Raw genomic sequence first — 22,277 nt, forward strand, 5'->3', positions numbered from 1 at the left:
GTCGAAGAGTTCGACGCGTTGCCGCGTCTCGTCGAGCGCGAGGTACTCCTCTTCCGTCCACGGTCCGTCGTGGTCGAACACCGTCACGGTCATCGTCACCTCCGCGTCGTCCTGACGGGCTCAACGGGTAGCCGTCGCTCATCGTCGCACGTACGGTGCGTCGATCCGGGCGTTGCCGTCCGACGTGGGGACAGGTTTGAATGTGTCGGGTGTGCGGGACGGGGCGGGCGATACCGACTCGTTACGCCACCGGCCGCTGACAGACCCCGTTTGTGTAGCTTATTTTCACCCTCTGAGTTCTGCTGTAGGTTCCTTTCGTCGCATCCCGCCCCGCCGGGGCCGGCGTGACCAGGGACCTCCGGGCGGGACGGAGACGAGGGAGGCGGTCGTGGGCAAGCCGGAACCGACGTCGTCCGGGGTACCGGACGACCGGCAGTCGACGACGGCGGCCGACAGCACCGGGCCGTACCTGCGGGTGACGGATCTGCGGGTGCGCTTCGACACCGAGGACGGGGTGGTCCGCGCCGTCGACGGGGTCTCGTTCGGCGTCGAACGGGGCCGCACCCTGGGCATCGTCGGCGAGTCGGGCTCCGGCAAGAGCGTGACCAGCCTCGCCGTGCTCGGACTGCACAACGCGAAGCGGACCACCATCAGCGGCAGCATCTGTCTCGGTGGCCGGGAACTGGTCGGCCTGGGGGAGGAGCAGATCCGCCGGCTGCGCGGCCGGGACCTGGCGATGATCTTCCAGGACCCGCTCTCCGCGCTGCACCCGTACTACACGGTGGGCCGGCAGATCGCCGAGGCGTACCGGATCCACCACCCGGGGGCGTCCCGACGGGCCGCCCGGCAACGCGCGGTCGACATGCTCGACCGGGTCGGCATTCCGCAACCGGCGAAGCGGTTCGACCAGTACCCGCACGAGTTCTCCGGCGGCATGCGGCAGCGCGCGATGATCGCCATGGCCCTGGTCAACGACCCGGCCCTGCTGATCGCCGACGAGCCGACCACCGCGCTGGACGTGACCGTGCAGGCGCAGATCCTCGACCTGCTCGCCGACCTCCAGGCCGAGTTCCACTCCGCGATCATCCTGATCACCCACGATCTCGGCGTGGTCGGCCAGGTCGCCGACGACGTACTGGTGATGTACGGCGGCCGGGCCGTCGAGCACGGTACCGCCGAGCAGGTGCTGCGCCGGCCGCAGCACCCGTACACCTGGGGCCTGCTCTCCAGCGTGCCCACCCTGCACGGCCCGGCGGACGCCGACCTCGTCCCGATCCGGGGCAACCCGCCCAGCCTGATCGACCTGCCGGCCGGCTGCGCGTTCCACCCGAGATGCGGGTACGCCGCCCGCACCGGCGGCCGGTCGACCGGCGAGGTACCCGAACTGCGGCCCACCGACGAGCCGGGTCACTTGGTCGCCTGCCACCTGCCCGCCGCCGACCGGGTCCGGATCCGCACCGAGGAGACCGCCCACGTGGGAGTCCAGTCATGAGCACCGTTGCCGGGCCGCTGCTGCGGGTGCAGGGGCTGACGAAGCACTTCCCGGTCCGGGGCGGGTTCCGGACCACCGGGCTGGTCCGCGCCGTCGACGGCCTGGACTTCGAGGTACGCCCCGGCGAGACGCTCGGCCTGGTGGGGGAGTCCGGCTGCGGCAAGACCACCACCGGCCGGATGCTGGTCCGGCTGCTGGAGCCGACCGGCGGGACGATCACGTTCGACGGGCGGGACATCACCCACGCCCGACGGGGTGCGCTGCGCCCGCTCCGCCAGGACCTCCAGATCATCTTCCAGGACCCGTACGCCTCGCTGAACCCCCGGCACACGGTGGGCCGGATCGTGGCCATGCCGTTGCAGGTCAACGGGGTCCGGCCGCCGGGCGGGGTGAAGGCCCGGGTGCAGGAACTGCTGGAACTGGTCGGCCTGAACCCGGAGCACTACAACCGGTACCCGCACGAGTTCTCCGGCGGTCAGCGGCAGCGCATCGGCATCGCCCGGGCCCTGGCCCTGCGCCCGAAGCTGATCGTGGCCGACGAGCCGGTCTCCGCGCTGGACGTGTCGATCCAGGCGCAGGTGATCAACCTGCTCCGCGACCTGCAACGCGAACTCGGCCTGGCGTTCGTCTTCATCGCCCACGACCTGGCCGTGGTCCGGCACTTCTGCCAGCGGGTCGCGGTGATGTACCTGGGTCGGATCGTCGAGATCGGCGACCGCGCGGACATCTACGAGCGCCCGCAGCACCCGTACACCCGGGCCCTGCTCTCGGCGGTCCCGGACCTGACCCGGCTCGGTCCGGCCGGCCGGATCCGGTTGACCGGGGACGTGCCGACACCGCTGGACCCACCGTCCGGGTGCCGCTTCCGGACCCGGTGCTGGAAGGCCCAGGACCGGTGCGCCACCGAGGAACCCGCCCTGGTGCCGCGCGGTGGCGGGCAGGCGACGGCCTGCCACTTCCCCGAGGAGGGGCCGGTGGGCGGGCCGGTCGCCGACGTGCTGGAGGTGGCGGAGTGAGCCTGTCCGGGGTGGAGAAGGTGGCGCCGGACGGGGCCGGGCCGGTCGGTGAGCCGGAGGTCACGTCGACGGAACGGAAGGCGTTCGTCGGCCGGTCCCCGGGGCAGCTCGCCTGGGCCCGGCTGCGCCGGGACCGTACCGCCATGGTCAGCGGCGGCGTGCTGGTGCTCATGATGGTGCTGGCGCTGGCCGCACCGCTGATCTCGAAGCTGTACGGGGTCGGGCCGAACGAGCAGTTCCAGGAGTTGCTGGACGGCAACGGCATGCCGCTGGGCTACGTCGGCGGGATCACCGGCGACCACTGGTTCGGCCTGGAGCCGCGGCTGGGCCGGGACATCTTCATCCGCATGGTCTACGGGATGCGGACGTCGCTGTTCATCGCGTTCGCCGCCGCCCTGGTCACCACCACGATCGGGGTGGTCGCCGGCATCGTCGCCGGATTCCTGGGCGGCATCGTGGACACGGTGATCAGCTGGATCACCGACGTCGCGCTGGCGCTGCCCTTCCTGATCTTCGCGTTGGCCGTGGTACCGACCGTGGCGCTGCGCTTCTACGGGCCGCGTGAGGAGGTGCCGGCCTGGTTCCAGGTGACCGTCCTGATCGGGATCTTCGCCGCGTTCGGCTGGACGAGTACCGCCCGGCTGGTCCGGGGGCAGGTGATCTCGTTGCGGGAGCGGGAGTTCGTCGAGGCGGCCCGGGCCAGCGGGGCGGGGCTGGGGCACATGCTCTTCCGGCAGCTGCTGCCGAACCTCTGGGCGCCGATCCTGGTGGCCTTCTCGTTGGCGGTGCCGCAGTACATCACCGGGGAGGCGGCGCTGTCCTTCCTCGGGATCGGGATCCTCGAACCGACCGCCGACTTCGGTCGGATGATCTTCCAGAGCATCCCGTACCTGCAGACCGACCCGGCGTACGTCTTCTTCCCCGGCATCACCATCTTCGCGCTGGTGCTGGCCTTCAACCTGTTCGGTGACGCGCTGCGCGACGCGCTCGACCCGAAGTCTTCCCGGTAGGGGGTCCGGACGATGACGCGATTCCTGGTCCGGCGGCTGCTCACCGCCGTGCTCACCCTGTTCGCGGTGAGTGTGCTCAGCTTCCTGATGTTCTTCGGTCTGCCCCGCGACCCGGTCAGCGGCATGTGCCCGAAGAACTGCAACGCCGAACGGCTGGAGCGGGTCCGCGAGGAGTTGGGCCTGCGCGACCCGCTGGTCGAGCAGTACGCCAACTACATGAAGGGCATCGTGGTCGGCCGGGACCTGGGCAGCTCCCAGGGCGGCCGGTGCGACGCACCCTGCCTGGGCTACTCGTACGTCAACAGCGAGGCGGTCACCGACACCCTCACCCGGGTGCTCCCGGTGACGCTGAGCATCGTGATCCCAGCGGCGATCCTCTGGCTGGTCCTCGGGGTCGGGCTGGGCATGGTGTCCGCGCTGCGCCGGGGCACCGTGCTGGACCGGCTGGCCATCGGCTTCTCGCTCACCGGCGCCTCGTTGCAGCTCTACTTCGTCGGTGCGGTCCTGCTGCTGATCTTCACCTACAACCTGCGGATCACGCCGGTACCCGGCTACACCCCCCTCTTCGAGGATCCGGTGAAGTGGGCCAGCGGGCTGGTGCTGGCCTGGTTCTCGCTGGCGTTCCTGTTCTCCGCGATCTACGCGCGGCTCTCCCGGGCGCAGATGCTGGAGACGCTCTCGGAGGACTTCGTCCGGACCGCCCGGGCCAAGGGCCTGGCCAAACGGAAGGTCTACGGCCGGCACGCGCTGCGGGCCGCGATCACCCCGGTGGTCACCATCGCCGGGCTGGACGTGGGCAGTGCGCTGGGCGGGACGGTGATCACCGAGACCACCTTCGGCATCCAGGGGCTGGGGCGTACCGCAGTGGACGCGGTCCGGGCGGGTGACCTGCCGACCATCATGGCCACCGTGCTGATCTCGGCGGTCTTCATCGTGGTCGCCAACATCGTGGTGGACATCCTGTACGCCACCATCGATCCCCGGGTGCGGTTGCGATAGCGCATCGGCCCCTCGGCGAGCGTGGAAACTTCCACCGGACTCTGCTAGACAAACCGTAGCTTTTCTCCAGAATTTGCCACGTTGAACAGGGATAACCAGGGGAGGAGGCGCGAGATGCGCCTGAAGAGGGCAGCCGCCGCCGGCGGAGCGCTCGCACTGCTCGCGGTCATGGGGGCGTGCAGCGAGAACAAGGGCACCGACACCTCGGACGACACCACCAGGGTCTCCACCGGATCGATCGCCACCGACCCGAAGGACTCGATGGGGCCGGCCGCCGAGGTGCCGGGGGCCACCAAGGGGGGCACCTTCCGGATCATCCGGGAAACCAAGATCTCGCACATGGACCCGCAGCGGGTCTACTCGTTCGCCGGCCTGATGAACGCCCCGCTCTACAGCCGCTTCCTGACCACCTTCAAGGACGACGGTTCGGGCAAGGTGACCCTCGTCGGCGACCTGGCCGAGACGCCCGGCAAGGACGTCAACGGCGACTGCAAGGTCTGGGAGTTCACCATCAAGGACGGGGTGAAGTTCGAGGACGGGCGCGCGATCACCAGCAAGGAGATCGCGTACGGCATCGCCCGCTCGTTCGACCCGGACCTGACCGGTGGCCCCACCTACCTTCAGGAGTGGCTCGCCGACACCCCGCAGTACGACACCAAGTGGAACTTCAAGGCCAACAAGAGCGCGCTGCCGCCCGGCCTGAGCACGCCGAACGACAGGACGCTGAAGTTCGAGTTCGCCAAGCCGCACTGCGACCTGCCGTTCGCCGCCTCCCTGCCGTACACCGCGCCGCTGCCGCCGGACAAGGACACCGGGGTCAACCTGGACAACGCCCCGTTCTCCTCCGGCCCCTACAAGATCACCAAGAACCAGGCCGGCGTCGAGACCGTGCTGGAGCGCAACGAGCACTGGGACCCGAAGACCGACCCGGTGCGGCACGCGTACCCGGACAAGATCGTGTGGAACTTCGGCCCGGACGCCGAGGCGGGCGCCAACCGGGTGATCGCCGACAACGGTGACGACCAGACCGCGCTGGCCTGGAACGGTGTCCCCTCCGCGCTGGTCGCCCGGGTCACCGGGGACGCCGCGCTGAAGCCGCGCTCGGTGCAGGGCCCGACGCCCAGCCTCTGGCGGCTGACCATCAACACCAAGCGGGTCACCGACCTGGCGGTACGCCAGGCGCTCAACTACGCGATCGACCGGTCCGGCTTCATCAAGGCGTACGGCGGTGAGGCCTCCGCCCGCGCGGTCACCACGCTGCTGCCGCCGTCGACCATCGGCTACGAGCAGTACGACGCGTACCCGGCCGGCCCGACCGGCAACGTGGATAAGGCCAAGGAACTGCTCGCCGGCAAGACCCCCGAACTGGTGCTCGGCATCTCCGACGACTCCACCGAACTGGCCACCCAGCTCAAGGGCAACCTGGAGAAGGCCGGCTTCAAGATCACGGTGAAGACCATCCCAACCGACGCGAAGCTCGACGAGGTCGGCAAGAAGGACAACCAGTGGGACCTCTACACCGACCAGTGGGCGGCTGACTGGCCCAGTGGCGCGGCGATTCTGCCGGTGCTCTTCGACGGTCGCACCATCAAGGCGGAGAACAACAGCAACACGTCGTACATCAACGACGACGCGATCAACGCCGAGTTCGACCGGGTTCTCGCGCTGCCGGTGACCGAGCAGGGCAAGGAGTGGGCGAAGCTCGACCAGCGGATCATGAAGGAGCTGGCCCCGGCGGTGCCGCTGTTCGTGGAGAACGGCTACTACCTGCACGGGTCGAAGGTCGGCGGGATCTTCATCTCCAGCATCTTCGGCTACCCGTCCTTCGTGAACGTCCACGTGAAGCAGTAGTCAGCCGACTGCCCCGAGGTGCAAGGAAGGGCCCCTTGTTAACGCGGAGCGTTAACAAGGGGCCCTTCCTCTACCGAAAGCGTTAACCGGGGGCCCTTCCTTACACCTGCCCCAGGTGGGTGCGGAGGAAGTCGAGTTCCAGGGTGAGCAGGCGTTCGGCGGTACCACCGGCCGCCATGTGGGTGGCCCCGGTCAACGGGATCACCGCGTGCGGCCGGCCGGTGGCCAGCAGCGCGGCGGAGAGGCGCAGCGTGTGCGCGGCCACCACGTTGTCGTCGGCCAGCCCGTGCACCAGCAGCATCGGCCGGGCGTCGTCCGGTCGGGTGACCGGCTCGGCGGCCAGCTCGACCAGCGAGTGGTGGGCGTACACCTCCACACCCTCGTCCGGCAGTCCCAGGTAGCGCTCGGTGTAGGCGGTGTCGTAGAGCGCCCAGTCGGTGACCGGGGCGCCCACGATGGCGCAGCGGAACAGCTCCGGCTGGCGCAGCACCGCCAGCCCGGCCAGCCAGCCGCCGAACGACCAGCCCCGGACCGCCACCCGCCCGAGGTCAAGGTCCGGGTGCTTGCCGGCGAGCGCGGTCAGCGCGTCCACCTGGTCGAGCAGCACCACGTCGGCGACCCGCCGGTGGATCACCTTCTCGAACGAGGGCGCGACGCCGGGGGTGCCCCGGTTGTCCACGGTGACCACGGCGAACCCGTGGTCGGCCCACCACTGCCGCTCCAACCAGGCCGCCCGGGCGGCCACCACCTCCTGGTGACCGGGCCCGCCGTACACGTCGAGCAGGACCGGCAGCCGGCGCCCCGACACGTGGTCGCGGGGGTACAGCACCGCCGTCGGCAACCCCCGGTCGGTGACCCGCTCCAGCACCGGACGCGGGGCGTACGGCGGGGTGGCCGCGAACGACCGCAGGGTGGCCAGCTCGGTGTCACCCCGCCACACCGTCCACCGGATGCCGGGGTGGTCGAGCGAGGCGGCACCCACCACCAGTACGTCCCCGCCGACCGCAGCGGTGTGCCAACCCGGGTCGGTGGTCAGCGGGCGGGCCTCCACGCCGGCCCCGATGGTGGTCCGGACCCGGAACAGGTGCCGCTGGCTGGGCTCGCCGTCACTCGCCTCGACCACCAGGTCGGCCGGCCCGTCGCCGGTGGCGAGCCGCCCCACCACCCGGCGGACGTACAGCGAGGGCGGGGTGAGCAGCGTCCCGTCGGCGAACAGGCAGCGGGCGTCGTACCCGTCGTGGGCCAGTTCCCCGCCGACGAGGACCCGGCCGTCCGGCAGGTGCGCCGGGGTACCCGGGATCGGCTCCACCCAGCGTGGGTCGGCCAGTTCCGCGTGCACCTGGGTCTCGCCGGTCCGCGGGTCGATCGCGAGTACCAGGCCGTGCTGCTGCAACCGGCGCAGCACCGTGATCAGCGGCCCGCTCTCCGCCCAGTGCACCGACACCAGGTACGGGTAGGTCTCCCGGTCCCAGTGCACGTCCACCCAACCGCCGTCCAGGTCGAGCAGGTGCAGGCTCACCTCGGCGTTCGGCCCACCGGCCGCCGGGTAGGCGGCGCTGGTCGGCTCGCTCTCCGGCGCGGCCGGGTCGTGGGTGTACCAGCGGGGCAGCCGGCTCTCGTCGACCCGGGCGGCGAGCACGGACCGGCCGTCCGGGGCCCACCAGTAGCCCCGGTACCGGCCGAACTCCTCCGCCGCGATGTGCTCGGCCAGCCCCCAGGAGACCCCGGAGTCCTCCCCGGCGAGCAGGTTGTCGGTGCCGTCGGGCTCGATCACCCGGAGCTGGCCGGTCCCCCCGGTCTGGGTGACGTAGGCCAGCCGCTGCCCGGTCGGGTCGGGTCGGGGGTCGATCGCCGGTCCGACGGTCGCGACCTCGACCACGTCCAGGTGCACCAGGTCGGCCCGGAACAACCGGCCGGCGACCGTGAAGACGGCCACCCGGGCCGCCGGGTCGGTGGTGTACGAGCCGATGCCGGCGGCGGAGAGCCGCAGCCGTTCCCGCAGGGTCCGTTCCGCCGGGGGCAGGGCGGCCAGGTCGGCTTCCGCGCCGAGCAGCGTCGCCGGATCGGCGACCAGCCGCTCCGTACCGGTCGCCACCTCCAGCAGCCAGAGTGCGTCGGCTGGGTCCTCAGGGCCACCGGACCGCAGGAAGAGCACCCGGGACCCGTCGTCGGCGACCGTGACGGCGCGGGGGGTGCCCCGGGTGAAGCGGCGGGTGCGGGCGGCCAGCTCCGGATACTCCACACCCGAGATCGTAGAGGGGTCCCCGCGGTGATGTGGCCTACCTGCGTGGACGCGTCGACGCCGGGGCACCCGACCAGGGCACTAGAGTGGCGGTCGTGACTGACCTGCCCGACCGCCGGCTTCTGCTGGTCCACGCGCATCCCGACGACGAGGCGATCGGCACCGGCGCGACGATGGCGTACTACGCCGCCGCCGGGGCCCACGTCACCCTGGTCACCTGCACCCTCGGTGAGGAGGGGGAGATCCACGTACCGGAGCTGGCCCAGCTCGCCGCCGCCGAGGCGGACCAGCTCGGCGGGTACCGGATCGCCGAACTGGCGGCGTCCTGCGCGGCGCTCGGGGTGACCGACCACCGGTTCCTCGGCGGCGCCGGGCGGTACCGGGACTCCGGGATGATGGGCACGCCGACCAACGACCACCCCCGGGCGTTCTGGCGGGCCGACCTGGACACCGCCGCCGCGCAGCTCCTGGCGGTCATCCGCGAGGTCCGGCCCCAGGTCATGATCACGTACGACGACAACGGCTTCTACGGTCACCCCGACCACATCCAGGCGCACCGGGTGGCGATGCGCGCCGCCGAGCTGGCCGCCGCCGAGGGCATCGGGCTGGCCAAGATCTACTGGACGGCCCTGCCGAAGAGTGTGCTCGCCGCCGGGATGAGCGCCTTCGCCGAGTCGTCGGACAACCCGTTCGCCGGGGTCGACCAACTCGACGAGCTGCCCTTCGGCACCGACGACGAGCAGATCGCCGCCCGGATCGACGCCACCGACCAGCATGCCGCCAAGGAGGCGGCGATGCGGGCGCACGCCACCCAGATCCCGGACAACTCCTGGCTCTACTCCATCGCCGGGAACTTCGGCGCGGAGTTCATGGGGGTGGAGTACTACACCCTCGCCGTGGGTGTCCGGGGGCCGGGCTCCGGGCCGTACGGCTGGGAGGACGACCTCTTCGCCGGGCTGCCGCTCGGCGACCCGGACCCGACCGGGGCGGCGGGGGACCCGGATCCGACCGGGCCGGCGGCGCGGACCCCGGTGGAACCGGGGCCGCCGGAAGCGGCCGGCGTCCGGTGACCCTGCCGAGCCCGTCGATGTCCGCCGTCGTACCCGCGCAGGGCCCACCGGCCGAGCCGACCCCGCCGGCACCCTGGCTGCGGACCGCCGACCTGGTGCTGCGGGCGGTGGCCGGTGTGCTCGCGGTGGCCGGCGCGCTGCTGACCGGGCTGGTGGAACTGATGCTGGCCGGGGTCCGGGTCGGTGGTCACCTGGTCGGGGTCGCGGTACCCGTGGTGGTCGTGGCCAACGTGGCGTTGAGCTGGTTCGCGCACCGGGCGGTGGGTGCCGGCTGGGCGGTCGCCCTGCCGGCGGTGCCCTGGTTCGGGTTGATGGTCGTCGCGGCGGTCCGTACCGACGAGGGGGACCTGCTGCTCGCCGGGGACAACTGGGTCGGTCTCGCCATGATCGTCGCCGGTGCGATGACCTTCGCGGTGATGACGTTCCGCCTCGTCCTCGCCCCGGCGGCGACCCGTTCCGGGTGATGACGGCCGACCGCTCCGGGTGGTACATATTCCTGCCAGGAGACCCCGGTACGGCCGGGTGACACAGCGGGAGGCGTGGATGAGGGAGCGGTGGCTGCCGGTCGGGGTGCTCGCCGGTGTGCTGTTCGTGGTCAACGTGGTGGCCCGGTTGGTGACCCGGTTCGGGTTCGACGGCGACACCGAGGCGGCCGACCGGATCTCGCTCGTCATGTTCGCGGTGATCGGGCTGATCCTGGCGGTGGTCGCGTTCGTGCAGGGCCGGCGGGTGCCGGTCGCCCGGTGGGGCGCGGACCTGGCCGCTGCGGTGCTGCTGGCGATGGCGCTGACCGTGCTGGTCGGGCCGTTCCTCAGCGGTAGCCACCCGTTTGCCGACGGGGCCGGTGGGTTCTTCGCCCAGATCGGGCTCTACGCGGCCTTCGCGGCCGGCGGGACGCTGCTCGGGTACCTGGTGCTCACCGCGCTCGGCTGGGACCACCGCTCGGAGTCGCTGCGCCGGTACGCCGAACTGAAGCAGTCCAAGCCACGTCGGGTGGTACGCCGCTGAGCGGACCCGCCCCGGTCAGGGTTCGCGGCGGGTGAGGTAGGTGTGGTGGGTGCGGAAGCCGAGGCCCTGGTAGAGCGCCACCGCCGCCGTGTTGCGCTGCTCCACCTGGAGGAAGGCGGCACCGGCACCGGCCTGGCGGCCCCAGTCGGCCAGGGCCGCGACCACGTGCCGGCCGAGGCCGCGCCGACGGGCGCCCTCCACCACTTCGACCAGGCTCAGCCCGAGCCAGCGGTCCGGTCCGGTCACCGTGCCCCGGGCGATCGCGACCAGCTCGCTCCCGTCGTACACCTCGGCGAAGCGGAGCTGACCGACGGCGGTCAGCACGTGCCGGGCCGCCGGTGGGAAGCCGCCCTTGCGGTCGGTCGCCAGCGCGATCCAGTCGTCCGACGGCTCCGCCACCAGTCGGACCGGGGGGAGCCCGGCGGCCGGCGGTGCCGCGTCGACGACGGTGGTCAGCGGGGCCGTCTGCACCAGTACCAGCGGGCTGGCCGTCCAGCCCCGGGTGTCCAGTTCGGCGCCGACCGGACCGGCCAGCGGCAGCGGCGTGTTGACCTGCGCCGGCCGTCCCCGGTCGGCGTACCAGCGCTGCACGGCGTCGACGGCGGCCGGCAGCGGACGGTCCGGGTCGCCGACCGGCAGTGCCGAGTTGGCCCGCCCGGTCCAGCCGTCGGCGCTGCGCAGCAGCCAGCCGCCGAGGCGGTGCTGGTCGGGTGCCGGCCACGCCTCGTTGGCGGCGAGTTCCAGGGCGGTCATCGCGGCGGCGGTGGGCCGCCGGGCCGGGGGTACCCGTTTGGCCCGGTGCACCTCCGAGTGGGGTACCCGTAGCCGACCCTGGGCGGTGGCCAGAGTGAGATGGGTCTCGCTCAGCTCCACCAACTCGCCCAGCGCGTCCGAGAAGAGCGTCCGCCCGTCACGAATCCCCACAATCCGCCGGACTACGATCCGGTGTCCCACATCCTGCCGTCGGAGCATGGTCGACCCCCTCCCCGGCGAGATACTAGGCTCTTACCGTCGCGGGTGATCGCGGCGTAGCTTGCGGAGGAGAAGACCGGTGACCTACATCATCGCCGAGCCCTGCGTGGACGTGCTCGACAAGGCATGCATCGAGGAGTGCCCGGTCGACTGCATCTACGAGGGCAACCGGATGCTCTACATCCACCCCGACGAGTGCGTCGACTGCGGTGCCTGTGAGCCGGTCTGTCCGGTCGAGGCGATCTTCTACGAGGACGACGTGCCGGAGCAGTGGAAGGACTACACCGGGGCGAACTACGAGTTCTTCGAGGACCTGGGCTCGCCGGGTGGCGCCTCCAAGATCGGCAAGGTGGAGAAGGACGCCACGTTCGTGGCCGCCCAGCCGCCGCGCGGAGAGGGCCACTGAACCGCCCTGCGGCCGTCTCGGCCCGGCTGCCCGAGTTCACCTGGGACGCCCTGGACGCCGCGGCCCGTACGGCCGCGGCACATCCGGGTGGCCTGATCAACCTCTCCATGGGGACGCCGGTCGACCCGGTGCCGCCGGTCATCCAGGCGGCGCTGATCGGGGCGGCCGACAGCCCGGGGTACCCGCTGACCGCCGGCACCCCGGCGTTGCGGGCGGCGATCACCGCCTGGGTGCGCCGGGCCTGCGGGGCGGCGGAGGGATTCGGCGTGCTGCCGACGATCGGCTCCAAGGAACTGGTCGGTTGGCTGCCCACCCTGCTCGGGATCGGTCCGGGCGACACCGTGGTGGTCCCGCGCGTCTGCTACCCGACCTACGCGGACGGGGCGCAACTGGCCGGTGCCGAGGTGCTGCGGACCGACTCGCTGACCGCGGTCGGTCCGACCCCCCGGGTCCGGCTGATCTGGGTCAACTCGCCCGGTAACCCGACCGGTCGGGTCCTGCCCGCCGCCCACCTGCGCAAGGTGGTCGACTGGGCCCGGGAGCGGGGCGTGGTGGTCGCCAGCGACGAGTGCTACCTGCCGTTGGGCTGGGAGGTCGAGCCGGTCTCGGTGCTCTCGCCGGAGGTCTGCGGCGGCTCGTACGACGGGGTGCTGGCGGTGCACTCGCTCTCCAAGCGGTCCAACCTGGCCGGGTACCGGGCCGGGTTCGTGGCCGGTGACCCGACCCTGGTCGCCGAGCTGCTCAAGGTCCGCAAGCACGTGGGGATGATCGTGCCGGCGCCGGTGCAGGCCGCCATGGTGGCCGCGCTCGGCGACGAGGAGCACGCCACCGCGCAGCGGGACCGGTACGCGGCCCGGCGGGTCCGGCTGGCCGAGGCGTTCACCGCGGCCGGGTTCACCATCGACCACTCCGAGGCCGGGCTCTACCTCTGGGTCACCCGGGGCGAGGAGTGCTGGCGCAGCGTCGGCTGGCTGGCCGAGCGGGGCATCCTCGCCGCGCCCGGCGTCTTCTACGGCCCCGGCGGGGAGCAGCACGTCCGGGTCGCGTTGACCGAGTCGGACGAGCGGATCGCCGCCGTACCCGACCGGCTGCGGCACTGACCCGCCCGGTACCTGGTCGAGACGCCGAGGTCCTGCGGATGGTGGAGACAGGCGGTGCGCCGCTCCGGGCGGCGGTGGTCGGTACCGGTCTGATCGGTGGTTCCATCCTGCTCCGGCTGCACCGGGCCGGCCTGCCGGTGTCCGGGTGGGACCCGGATCCGGCGACCCGGGCCGAGGGGCGTCGGCAGGGGCTGACCTTTCCCGACGAGCTGGCCGACGCGGTCCGGGACCGGGACGTGGTGTTCCTCGGTGCCCCGCTCGCCGCCCTGCCGGAGATGCTGGCCCGGATCGGTGCCGGGACGGGCGCGGACTGTGTCCTCACCGACGTGGGCAGCACCAAGTCGGCGGTGGCGGCAGCCGCCACGGCGCACGGACTGGCCCACCGTTTCGTCCCGGGGCACCCGATGGCCGGCGCCGAGCGGGCCGGGCTGGTCTCGGCGGTACCGGATCTCTTCGCCGGGGCCGCCTGGGTGCTCTGCCCGACCGCCGAGACCCTGCCCGGCCCGTTCCGGAAGCTGGCCGCCCTGATCGTGGACGTGTTCGGGGCGCGGATCGTGCCGATGTCCCCGACGGTCCACGACTCGGTGGTCGCCCTCGCCTCGCACGTACCGCACCTGCTCGCCGGCGGTCTCGCCGGGGCCACCGCCGGCTCGCCGGTCCGCGACGCGGTGCTCGGCCTCGCCGCCGGGAGCTTCCGGGACGGTACCCGGGTCGCCGGTACCCCGGCGAAGCGGACGGTGGACATGCTGCTGAGCAACCGGGCGGAGGTCCTCGCGCAACTGGCCGGGGTGACCGCGTTCCTGGACGGGCTCACGGCGGCGCTGCGGTCCGCCGACGGTGATCGGCTGCTCGCGTACTACCGGCGGGCGCAGGCGTTGCGGGCCAGCCTTCCCGAGCGGCGGTTCACCCGGTCGCGGCGGTCCTTTCCGCTGGCCGGACCGCTCGACGAGGAGTTGCGTTTCCTGCTGGAGCTGGGCGCCGCCGGGGGGCACCTGACCGGTTGCGAGGTGCGGGACGCGACGGTGACGTACCTGGTGCACCGTCCGGACGACGACGAACCCGGCGGGGACGGCGTCGCGCCGCTAGGGTGAAGCCATGGTCGATGCCCCGGTCGTCGCGGTACGCGGCGAGGCGTTCCGTGAGGTTCCCCCGGAGATCGCCCGGTTCACCGTCACGGCGGTGGCACGGGACCGGGACCGTCAGGCGACCCTGACCCGGCTCGCCGAGCGGGCCGCCGCGGTCCGGGTGCTGATCGAGGAGTACGGCTCGGCCGTCGACCGGCGGGAGACCGGTGACCTGCGGGTCCGGCCCGAGTTCAAGCGCTCCGGGGAGCGGGTGGCCGCGTACCACGGCAGTGTGGCCACGACGGTGACGATGACCGACTTCGCGGTGCTCGGTGAGCTGATGCTGCGGTTGGCCGAGCAGGAGCAGGTCGAGGTCGCCGGTCCCTGGTGGTCGTTGCGCCCGGACAGTCCGGTGCACCGGGAGGCCCGGCACGCGGCGATCCGGGACGCGGTGCAGCGGGCCCGCGAGTACGCGGAGGCGCTCGGTGCCCGGGTGACGGCCCTGCTGGAGCTGACCGACACCGGGATGAGCAGCCAGCCGATGCTGACGCGGGCGGCGTTCGGGTTCGGTGGTGGAGCCGAGGCGGCCCCGGAGCTGGACCTGGATCCGCAGGTGCAGACGGTGCAGGCGGGCGTGGAGGCGCGGTTCGCGATCAGCGAGCCGGTCCTGGACCGGTGACGGGCACCCCACCCGAACCGCGCGGGTGCACCTTCGAGCAGTTGGCGGACCGGGCGCGGACGCTGGCCGATGCCGGGCCGCGTCAGCTCCTCGGTATCGCCGGGGCGCCGGGTGCCGGCAAGTCGAGCCTGGCCGAGCGGATCGTCGCCGCCGTCGGACCGGCCGCCTGCCTGGTGCCGATGGACGGCTTCCACCTGGCCCAGGTCGAGTTGCGGCGGCTGGACCGGGCGGGACGCAAGGGCGCGGTGGACACCTTCGACGCCAACGGGTACGTCGCCCTGCTGCGTCGCCTGCACCGGCTGGAGCCGACGACGGTCTACGCGCCGGAGTTCCGCCGTGATCTGGAGGAGCCGGTGGCCGGGGCGATCCCGGTGTCGCCGTCGGTGCGTCTGGTGGTGACCGAGGGGAACTATCTGCTGCTGTCCACCGACCCGTGGGACGAGGTGCGGTCGCTGCTGCACGAGGCGTGGTTCCTCGATCTGGATGCCGGGGAGCGGGTGCGGCGGCTGACCGAACGGCACGTCGCGTACGGTCGCTCTCCGGCCGAGGCGGAGGCGTGGGCGCGGGGGAGCGACGAGGCCAACGCCACGCTGGTTGCCGGCACCGCCCGGCAGGCCGACCTGGTGGTCCGGCTGGAGCCGGCCTGACCGGCGGTCTTCGCGCCGCTGGGTGGGGGCTGGCGGCCGACCGGCGTCGTCGGTCCCTGCCGTTCGATCGTCACGGTCCGCGACCGTCACCGTCGGGTCGTCGAGGGTACCCGGCACGCTTTGCTCTGCTTCAGCGGAGGAAACAGTCACCTGCTGTAACTGGCTCGGCGTCGCCGTCGGGCCTGCCATCGAGGAGAAGCCCAGCTCGTTGTCGGTGTTTCCGGGATTGAAGCAGAGCAAAGCGCGTGGAGTGCGGTTGACCCCCACGCGTGGCTCGTCACTCCAGGTGATGAGCGGTCTCTCCGAGGGGCATTTGCTCTGCGTGATCGACGGGTGTTCCCGGCCGGACGCCCGGTGGCCCCGACGGCCGGCCGGCCCACCGGACCCATCGGACCGATCGGACCCGCCCGGCCCACCGGGTCAGCCGGTCCCGGCCCGGGGGGCGGGTACCGCGCCGCTGAGCAGGGTGGCCACCCGGGCCCGCTCACGGCGGTACTCGGGCGCCTCCGGGTAGCCGCTGTGGTTGCGGATCGGTGGGTCGGTCACCTCACCGCCGCTCGGGTGCAGGGCCGCCGGGTCCTGGACGATCACCTCCCGTTCGCCGGCGGTCACCTGCCAGCCGAGCGGGTCGGTGTCCCGCCAGAAGTTCGTCCAGCCCGGCTCGGGACGTCCCTCCGGGCCGGTGGCGTCGCCCCCGTCCGGGCCGGTGCCGTGGTCGCGGCTCAGCGCGGTGGTCAGGGTACGCAGCCGGTCCGGTCCGAAGAAGGCGGGGAAGACCCGGCCGTAGAGGCGGGTGAACTGGCAGCCGTAGGAGAAGAACCAGATCCGGCGTCGCCACTGGGCGGGCATCTGGAGGATCACCGCTGCGGAGATCACCGCGCCCTGGCTGTGCCCGGAGAGGATGACCGCGTCCGCCTTGTACGGGTGCGATCCGGGGAGGGCGAGCAGGCCGGCGGTCCGGGTCTGCAACTGGGGTACCGCCCGTTCGGCGTAGCTCGGTGGCGCGAGCGGGTGGGCGGCCCGGGGCCAGAACGTGCCGACGTCCCAGAGGACCCCCACCGACCGGCGGACCGTGTCGTTGCGGTAGACCAGCAGGCCGACCCCGGAGATGGCGACCGGCAGCCAACCGAGCAGCGAGTCGCCGATGTCCACGGCGGTCTTCAGGGCGACCTCCCAGCCGGCCGGCTGGGCGGGTACCGGGCGGGTGTGGGCCAGTCCACCGGCCAGGCCGGCGACGGCGAGCGGGACCGTACCGGCCGCGAACCAGCCGGACAGCCGCAGGGCGTGCCCGCCGACCAGTCGGTGCAGGGCCTGGAAGGCGGCCACGTCCCGGCACCGGCGCAGGTCGTGGCCGGACAGTGGCGTCGGTGGACGGGGCGGCGCGACGGCCGGGCGGGTCAGCGCGGCGAGCCGACGGCGGCGTAACCCGACGAAGAGGCACCAGGCCCGCAGTCCGGTCAGCGCCAGCCCGACCAGGGCGACCAGGAAGGCCAGCCCGGCCCACATCACCGGCAACGGCGGGGTGATGGCGGACAGACCGCTCGGGGTGGCACCGTTGTTGAGCCAGTCGGTGGCCCAGTACAGCCCACCGGCGCTGTAGGCGATGCCGAGCAGCCAGCCGAACCCGGCGATCAGCGCGGGACCGCGGTAGCCCCAGGCGACCCGGTCCCGACGGCCCGGCGGGGGTCCGGCGGAGGCGGACGGCGTGGCCGGGAGCAGCAGACCGAGGGCCGCGAGGGTGACCGCCGGGGCGGCCACCAGCGGGGTACTCAGCCAGTCCGGCGCGGGCGGTGCACCGGGCAACCAGCCACCGAGCCAGCCGCTGCCCAGGACGATCAGTGCCACCCCGGCGGCCGGTACCAGCAGTGCCCGGCGGCCGGACCGGGAGACCGTCCCGATGGCGAGTAGCAGGATCGCCTGACCGGTGCCGTACCAGGCGATGATCCAGTCGAACCCGGGTAGCGAGCGGTCCTCGTGGCAGCCGGGGATGCTGCCGTCGTGGGTGCAGCCGTCGGGTGGGCGCTGGTCGGCCAGCGGGATGCCGGCCGGCCCGTCGGGCAGCAGCAGCAGGGCGATGGTGCCGAGCAGCCCGGCCAGGGTGAGGACGGCGATCAGGGCGCTCCACGGCCCGAGCGGGGTGTCCCCGGCCCGCCGGCTCAGGTACGGCTGACCGAGCGCGACCAGGGTGATCGCCAGCGGGACGGTGAGCAGGACGACGGTGGACCAGGCGAGGACCGCCCGCCCCCCGGTGGGCGGGTCCATCACCAGGACGGCGCCGAGCGGTACCGCGGCGGCGATCACCACGCCGGTGCAGAGGTGCAGGACGGCCGCCCGGCGTACCTGCCCCTCCCCGCACCAGAAGGTGGGGTCCTGGAGCGGGTTGGTCAGCGGTCCGGGGTCCGGTGCCCCGGTGCCGGCCGGCATGGCCGCCTCGTACTGGTAGGTACGCCAGGTGAGCAGGCCGATGACGGTGAGCAGGCCGAGTGGGACGAGCAGCCCGACGGCCAGGGAGTGGGCGCCGGCACCCCACCAGCCGGTGCCGAGGAACTCCCACGGGCCGGGGATCCGGCGCAGGCAGACGTCGTCCACGCACTGCCAACCGATCAGGTCGACCCCGATACCGGTGGCGGCGAGTACCAGGGTGCCGGTGAGGCTGAGGCAGAAGAGCCGGATGAGCCAGGCGGCGATGCCGGGCCGGTCCCGCCACCGTTCGGTCTCCGGGTCGGCCGGGACGTCCGGCCGGGCGTGCAGGGCGACGTTCGCCAGGGTGAACGGGAGCAGGGCGGTCCAGAGCGCCCGTTCCACGTCCTTGGCGGTACGCGCACCCGAGGTGAGCTGTCCCCAGCTGTACGCCTCGACGGCCACCGGCTCGGCCGGGTCCGGCGCGGTGGACCGGTAGAAACCGGTCATGGCGTCACCCGCGACCAGCCACGGGATCGGACCGTCCGCTCCGGGTTCCGGGGTCAGGCAGAGGATGTCCGCCGGTGGGGTGTTCGACACCCCGTGTACCCGTAGCTCCACAACCCGAGCAGCCATCGCAGCCTCCCCTGGGAGTGATGACCTCACTACCCAGAGTGCTCCTCCGATGTACGGATGGCCAGTCGATTCACCCGTACGTGAACAGTTGTTTTCGCAGCTCACCGCGCTCCGGGCGGGTGCCGCACCCGGTGCGGGGGGTCGATTGGCGTGGTTGGAGGGGAAAAATTACTTTGCCTCCATATTTAGTAATATTTCTGACTCCATCATGGATACCGGGTATGCAAGTCTGGGTGTGGTCAATGTAGACCATCCGTCTGTAACAACGCTCCACGAGGAGGTTCGCGTTGCGGCGAACACGGAAACTGACCGGCGCCGGACTCGCGCTCGGCCTGGTACTCGGTGTCCCGGCGGCCGGCCGGGCCGCGCCACCCGACCGTCCCGACCGGCCACGCTCCACGGTGGCCGGCGCCGACCGGGGACCGGCTGCCCCGTCCACCGTCACCCTGCTCACCGGTGACCGGGTCACGCTGACCGCCGGTGGCGCGGTGAGCGTACGACCGGGCGCCGGGCGGGCCCACCTCCGCTTCCTGGTCACCCGGGCCGACGGGCACGTCCGGGTGGTACCGCAGGACGCCGTGGCGCTGCTGCGCACCGGCCGGGTCGACCAGCGGCTCTTCGACGTCACGGAGCTGGTGGAGTCCGGGTACGACGACGCGCGGCGGGACACCCTCCCGCTCCTGTTGACGTACCGGCCGGGCGCCGACCGGCGGACCGTCGCCGCGACCGCCGGGACCCGGATCACCCGGGACCTGCCGGCGATCGGGGGTGTGGCGGCCACGGCGTCGAAGGACCGGGCCGCGACGGTCTGGGCGGGGCTCACCACGACCCGGTCCGGCGCCCGCGTCGACACGGCGGGGGGTGTCGACAGGATCTGGCTCGACGGCCGGCGCCGGATCAACCTCGACCACAGTGTGGCCCAGATCGGCGCGCCCGCCGCGCACGCCGCCGGCCTGACCGGTCGGGGGGTGACCGTCGCGGTACTCGACACCGGGGTGGACGGCGCCCACCCGGACCTGACCGGCCGGATCGCCGATTCGCGCAACTTCAGCGACGTACCGGAGGAGGGCGACACCGTCGGGCACGGCACCCACGTCGCCTCCACCATCGTCGGCTCCGGCGCCGCCTCCGGCGGGAAGTACCGGGGGGTCGCCCCGGACGCCACCCTGGTCTCCGGCAAGGTCTGCGAGTCCTTCGGCTGCTCCGAGTCGGCCATCCTGGCCGGCATGCACTGGGCGGCCACCGACAAGCGGGCCACGGTGGTCAACCTGAGCCTCGGCGGCCGGGACACCCCGGAGACCGACCCGCTGGAGGAGGCGGTCGAGACCCTGACCGCGCAGACCGGTGCCCTCTTCGTCATCGCCGCCGGCAACGACGGCTCGGACGGCTCGGTCGGTTCACCGAGCACGGCGGACGCCGCGCTCTCCGTCGGCGCGGTCGACCGCTCCGACCGGCTCGCCGACTTCTCCAGCCGGGGACCACGGGTCGGCGACGACGCGATCAAGCCCGACATCACCGCGCCCGGCGTGGACATCGTGGCCGCCCGGGGCGCCGGGACCCAGCTCGGCGACCCGGTCGGCGAGCAGTACGTGACCCTCTCCGGCACGTCGATGGCGACCCCGCACGTCGCGGGTGCGGCGGCGCTGCTCGCCCAGCAGCACCCCGACTGGCGCGCCGGGCGGCTCAAGGCCACCCTGATGGCCTCGGCCAAGCCCCACCCCGGCCAGACCGCGTACCAGCAGGGCGCCGGCCGGGTGGACGTGGCCCGGGCCATCACCCAGGCGGTGACCAGCGAACCGACCTCGGTCTCGTTCGGTCGGGCGCGCTGGCCGCACGACGACGACACCCCGGTCGCCCGGACGGTCGGCTACACCAACCCCGGCGGTACGGCGGTCACGCTGGACCTCTCCCTCGCGGTGACCGGCCCCGGCGGCGCCCCGGCCCCGGCCGGCATGTTCCGGCTCGGTGCCACGCGGCTGACCGTACCGGCCGGGGGGCGGGCCGAGGTGACGGTGACCGCCGACACCCGGATCGCCGCACCGGACGGGTACTTCACCGGTCAGCTCGTCGCCCGCTCCGGTACCGGACAGGTGACCACGCCGCTGGCCGTGCACCGGGAGGTGGAGAGCTACACCCTCACCCTGGACCACCGCGACCGCTCGGGGCGCCGGACCACCAACTACGACACCCTGCTGGTCGGGCTGGACGGGTTCCGGTTCGACAGCGTGTACGACCCGGACGGGGTCGCCGAACTGCGCGTACCCAAGGGCCGCTACGGGCTGACCAGCTACCTGTGGACCGTGGACGCGGACGGCGTCTGGACCACCTTCACCATGCTCGCCCAGCCGGAGCTGGTGGTCGACGGGGACGTGCGGGTCGCGGTGGACGCCCGGCGGGCGAAGCCGGTGAAGACCACCGTGCCCCACAAGTCGGCGACGCCGGCCCTGATCGACCTGACCGCCAACTTCCTGACCGACGAGGGTTCCTACAGCATCGGCCTCTGGGCGGACAGCTTCAGCGGGCTGTCCAGCGGGCAGCTCGGGCGTACGGTCAGCGGCGAGCAGTTCGTGGCCACGGTCAGCAGCCAGTGGGCCGATCTGAGGGCGGCGAGCAGCCCCTACCTGTACGCGGTGGCCGAAGCGGTGCCCGGCCGGATGCCGACCGGGTTCTACAAGCACTACCGCAGCGGCGATCTGGCCTCGGTCACCCACCGGTTCCGGGGCGGTGACCCGAAGCTGCTCACCGAGCGGATCGTCATCCCGGAGCTGGTCGGGCACAACACCGGGGCCTCGGCGATCATCCTGCCCACCGCGGTGCCCGGTCAGCGGACCGAGTACTACAACGTCAGGGGCACCCGGTGGGAGACCGAACTCGACTTCGGGGTCCGCAGCGAGGACGGCTGGTTGGACGTGAAGTCGGTCCTGGTCTCCCCGCCCACCGCCTACTCCGGTGGCCGGCGGTACGCCGAGGTCTGGAACACCGCCCCGTACGGGCCGCTCTTCCCGCCCCTGCGCTGGGGCGACGAGGGGATCACCCGGTCGGGTGACGTGATCGGCGTCTACCTGCCGGTGCACGCGGACAGTGCCGGGCACCTGGGCGGCTCGCTCAACGACAGCGCCCGGACCGCGCTCTACCGCAACGGCGAGCTGGTCGGCGAGACGACCGACCCGGGGTGGGGTTCGTTCGAGGTGCCGGCCGAGGCGGCCGACTACCGGGTGGAGACGGTGGCCCGGCGGGCCTTCACCGACCTCGCCACCGAGGTCGGGGCGAGCTGGACGTTCCGCTCCCGGCACGCCGAAGGGGACGGGCCGGTCCCGCTGCCGGCCATGGTGGTGCGGTTCGCGCCGAAGCTGGCCGTCGACAACAGCGCGCCGGCCGGGAAGACGTTCGGCATCCCGGTCACCGTGGAGCGGCAGCCGGGTGCCCCGGCCGCCGACGTGCGGACGCTGACCGTCGACGTCTCGTACGACGGTGGGCGGACCTGGACCCCGACGGCGGTCCGGCCCGGTGCGCACGGCTGGGTGGCCCGGGTCGTGCACCCGGCCGGCACCGGCCACGCGTCGCTGCGGGCCACCGCCACCGACAGCGCCGGTAACACGGTCGGCCAGTACGTCATCGGGGCGTACCGGCTGAAGTGACGGCACCCGTCCGGGCCCCGCACCACCGCGGTCGGGGCCCGGACGGT

At 72.8% G+C, this 22,277-nt stretch carries 17 protein-coding genes; 14 read left to right on the forward strand and 3 right to left on the reverse strand.

What is annotated here, in order from left to right; genetic code table 11:
• The first annotated feature begins 388 nt into the window (after nt 1–388).
• The 5 genes from GSF22_RS08720 (at nt 389) to GSF22_RS08740 (ending at nt 6,368) form a co-directional block, all read left to right on the forward strand.
• Nucleotides 389–1,492: an ABC transporter ATP-binding protein gene (locus GSF22_RS08720; RefSeq protein WP_208812691.1), complete on the forward strand. Its 1,104-nt coding sequence runs from the start codon at nt 389–391 to the stop codon at nt 1,490–1,492.
• Nucleotides 1,489–2,508 (forward strand): ABC transporter ATP-binding protein, encoded by a 1,020-nt coding sequence (locus tag GSF22_RS08725; RefSeq protein WP_208812693.1) that lies wholly within the window; start codon nt 1,489–1,491, stop codon nt 2,506–2,508. The genes GSF22_RS08720 and GSF22_RS08725 overlap by 4 nt, the downstream gene beginning before the upstream one ends.
• Nucleotides 2,505–3,518 carry an ABC transporter permease gene (locus GSF22_RS08730; protein WP_307803842.1) on the forward strand — a complete coding sequence of 338 codons (1,014 nt, stop codon included), beginning with the start codon at nt 2,505–2,507 and terminating at the stop codon, nt 3,516–3,518. The genes GSF22_RS08725 and GSF22_RS08730 overlap by 4 nt, the downstream gene beginning before the upstream one ends.
• Nucleotides 3,519–3,530: 12 nt before the next feature.
• Nucleotides 3,531–4,517, forward strand: a complete 987-nt coding sequence (locus GSF22_RS08735; protein ID WP_208812695.1) for an ABC transporter permease — start codon at nt 3,531–3,533, stop codon at nt 4,515–4,517.
• Nucleotides 4,518–4,631: 114 nt separating this feature from the next.
• The gene (locus GSF22_RS08740; RefSeq protein WP_208812697.1) at nt 4,632–6,368 is read left to right on the forward strand and encodes an ABC transporter substrate-binding protein; all 1,737 of its coding nucleotides are present in this window, start codon (nt 4,632–4,634) and stop codon (nt 6,366–6,368) included.
• A gap of 100 nt (nt 6,369–6,468) precedes the next feature.
• Here GSF22_RS08740 and GSF22_RS08745 read toward each other — a convergent pair whose 3' ends face one another.
• The gene (locus GSF22_RS08745; RefSeq protein WP_208812699.1) at nt 6,469–8,610 is read right to left on the reverse strand and encodes a S9 family peptidase; all 2,142 of its coding nucleotides are present in this window, start codon (nt 8,608–8,610) and stop codon (nt 6,469–6,471) included.
• Between the two features lie 86 nt (nt 8,611–8,696).
• Here GSF22_RS08745 and mshB point away from each other — a divergent pair, with 86 nt between their 5' ends.
• From mshB to GSF22_RS08760, 3 genes are all read left to right on the forward strand, one after another.
• Nucleotides 8,697–9,680: an N-acetyl-1-D-myo-inositol-2-amino-2-deoxy-alpha-D-glucopyranoside deacetylase gene (gene mshB / locus GSF22_RS08750; RefSeq protein ID WP_208812701.1), complete on the forward strand. Its 984-nt coding sequence runs from the start codon at nt 8,697–8,699 to the stop codon at nt 9,678–9,680.
• A 17-nt stretch (nt 9,681–9,697) separates the two neighbouring features.
• A complete protein-coding gene (locus tag GSF22_RS08755; RefSeq protein ID WP_208812703.1) occupies nt 9,698–10,144 on the forward strand; it encodes a hypothetical protein in 447 nt (148 codons plus the stop codon).
• 79 nt (nt 10,145–10,223) lie between these two features.
• Nucleotides 10,224–10,688: a hypothetical protein gene (locus GSF22_RS08760; protein WP_208812705.1), complete on the forward strand. Its 465-nt coding sequence runs from the start codon at nt 10,224–10,226 to the stop codon at nt 10,686–10,688.
• Between the two features lie 15 nt (nt 10,689–10,703).
• Here GSF22_RS08760 and GSF22_RS08765 read toward each other — a convergent pair whose 3' ends face one another.
• A complete protein-coding gene (locus GSF22_RS08765) occupies nt 10,704–11,660 on the reverse strand; it encodes a GNAT family N-acetyltransferase (protein ID WP_208812707.1) in 957 nt (318 codons plus the stop codon).
• A gap of 79 nt (nt 11,661–11,739) precedes the next feature.
• Here GSF22_RS08765 and fdxA point away from each other — a divergent pair, with 79 nt between their 5' ends.
• From fdxA to GSF22_RS08785, 5 genes are read left to right on the forward strand one after another with little or no spacing between them, the layout of a single operon-like run.
• Nucleotides 11,740–12,066 carry a ferredoxin gene (fdxA, locus tag GSF22_RS34590; protein WP_007464872.1) on the forward strand — a complete coding sequence of 109 codons (327 nt, stop codon included), beginning with the start codon at nt 11,740–11,742 and terminating at the stop codon, nt 12,064–12,066.
• Nucleotides 12,063–13,166, forward strand: coding sequence for a succinyldiaminopimelate transaminase (dapC, locus tag GSF22_RS08770; protein WP_244366753.1), 1,104 nt, complete (start codon nt 12,063–12,065; stop codon nt 13,164–13,166). Before fdxA ends, dapC begins: the two co-directional genes overlap by 4 nt.
• Before the next feature lie 38 nt (nt 13,167–13,204).
• A complete protein-coding gene (locus tag GSF22_RS08775) occupies nt 13,205–14,257 on the forward strand; it encodes a prephenate dehydrogenase (RefSeq protein WP_208812711.1) in 1,053 nt (350 codons plus the stop codon).
• A gap of 4 nt (nt 14,258–14,261) precedes the next feature.
• Nucleotides 14,262–14,909, forward strand: a complete 648-nt coding sequence (locus tag GSF22_RS08780; RefSeq protein ID WP_208812712.1) for an SIMPL domain-containing protein — start codon at nt 14,262–14,264, stop codon at nt 14,907–14,909.
• Nucleotides 14,906–15,556, forward strand: a complete 651-nt coding sequence (locus tag GSF22_RS08785) for a nucleoside/nucleotide kinase family protein (RefSeq protein WP_208812714.1) — start codon at nt 14,906–14,908, stop codon at nt 15,554–15,556. The genes GSF22_RS08780 and GSF22_RS08785 overlap by 4 nt, the downstream gene beginning before the upstream one ends.
• A 420-nt stretch (nt 15,557–15,976) precedes the next feature.
• Here the strand turns inward: GSF22_RS08785 and GSF22_RS08790 are convergent, their stop codons facing one another.
• Nucleotides 15,977–18,592: a hypothetical protein gene (locus GSF22_RS08790; protein ID WP_208812716.1), complete on the reverse strand. Its 2,616-nt coding sequence runs from the start codon at nt 18,590–18,592 to the stop codon at nt 15,977–15,979.
• A 287-nt stretch (nt 18,593–18,879) separates the two neighbouring features.
• Between GSF22_RS08790 and GSF22_RS08795 the strand changes: the two genes are divergently transcribed.
• The gene (locus tag GSF22_RS08795; protein WP_208812718.1) at nt 18,880–22,230 is read left to right on the forward strand and encodes a S8 family serine peptidase; all 3,351 of its coding nucleotides are present in this window, start codon (nt 18,880–18,882) and stop codon (nt 22,228–22,230) included.
• The last annotated feature ends 47 nt before the right edge of the window (nt 22,231–22,277 follow it).

It is taken from the genome of Micromonospora echinofusca (assembly GCF_017614955.1).
GTDB lineage: Bacteria > Actinomycetota > Actinomycetes > Mycobacteriales > Micromonosporaceae > Micromonospora > Micromonospora echinofusca_A.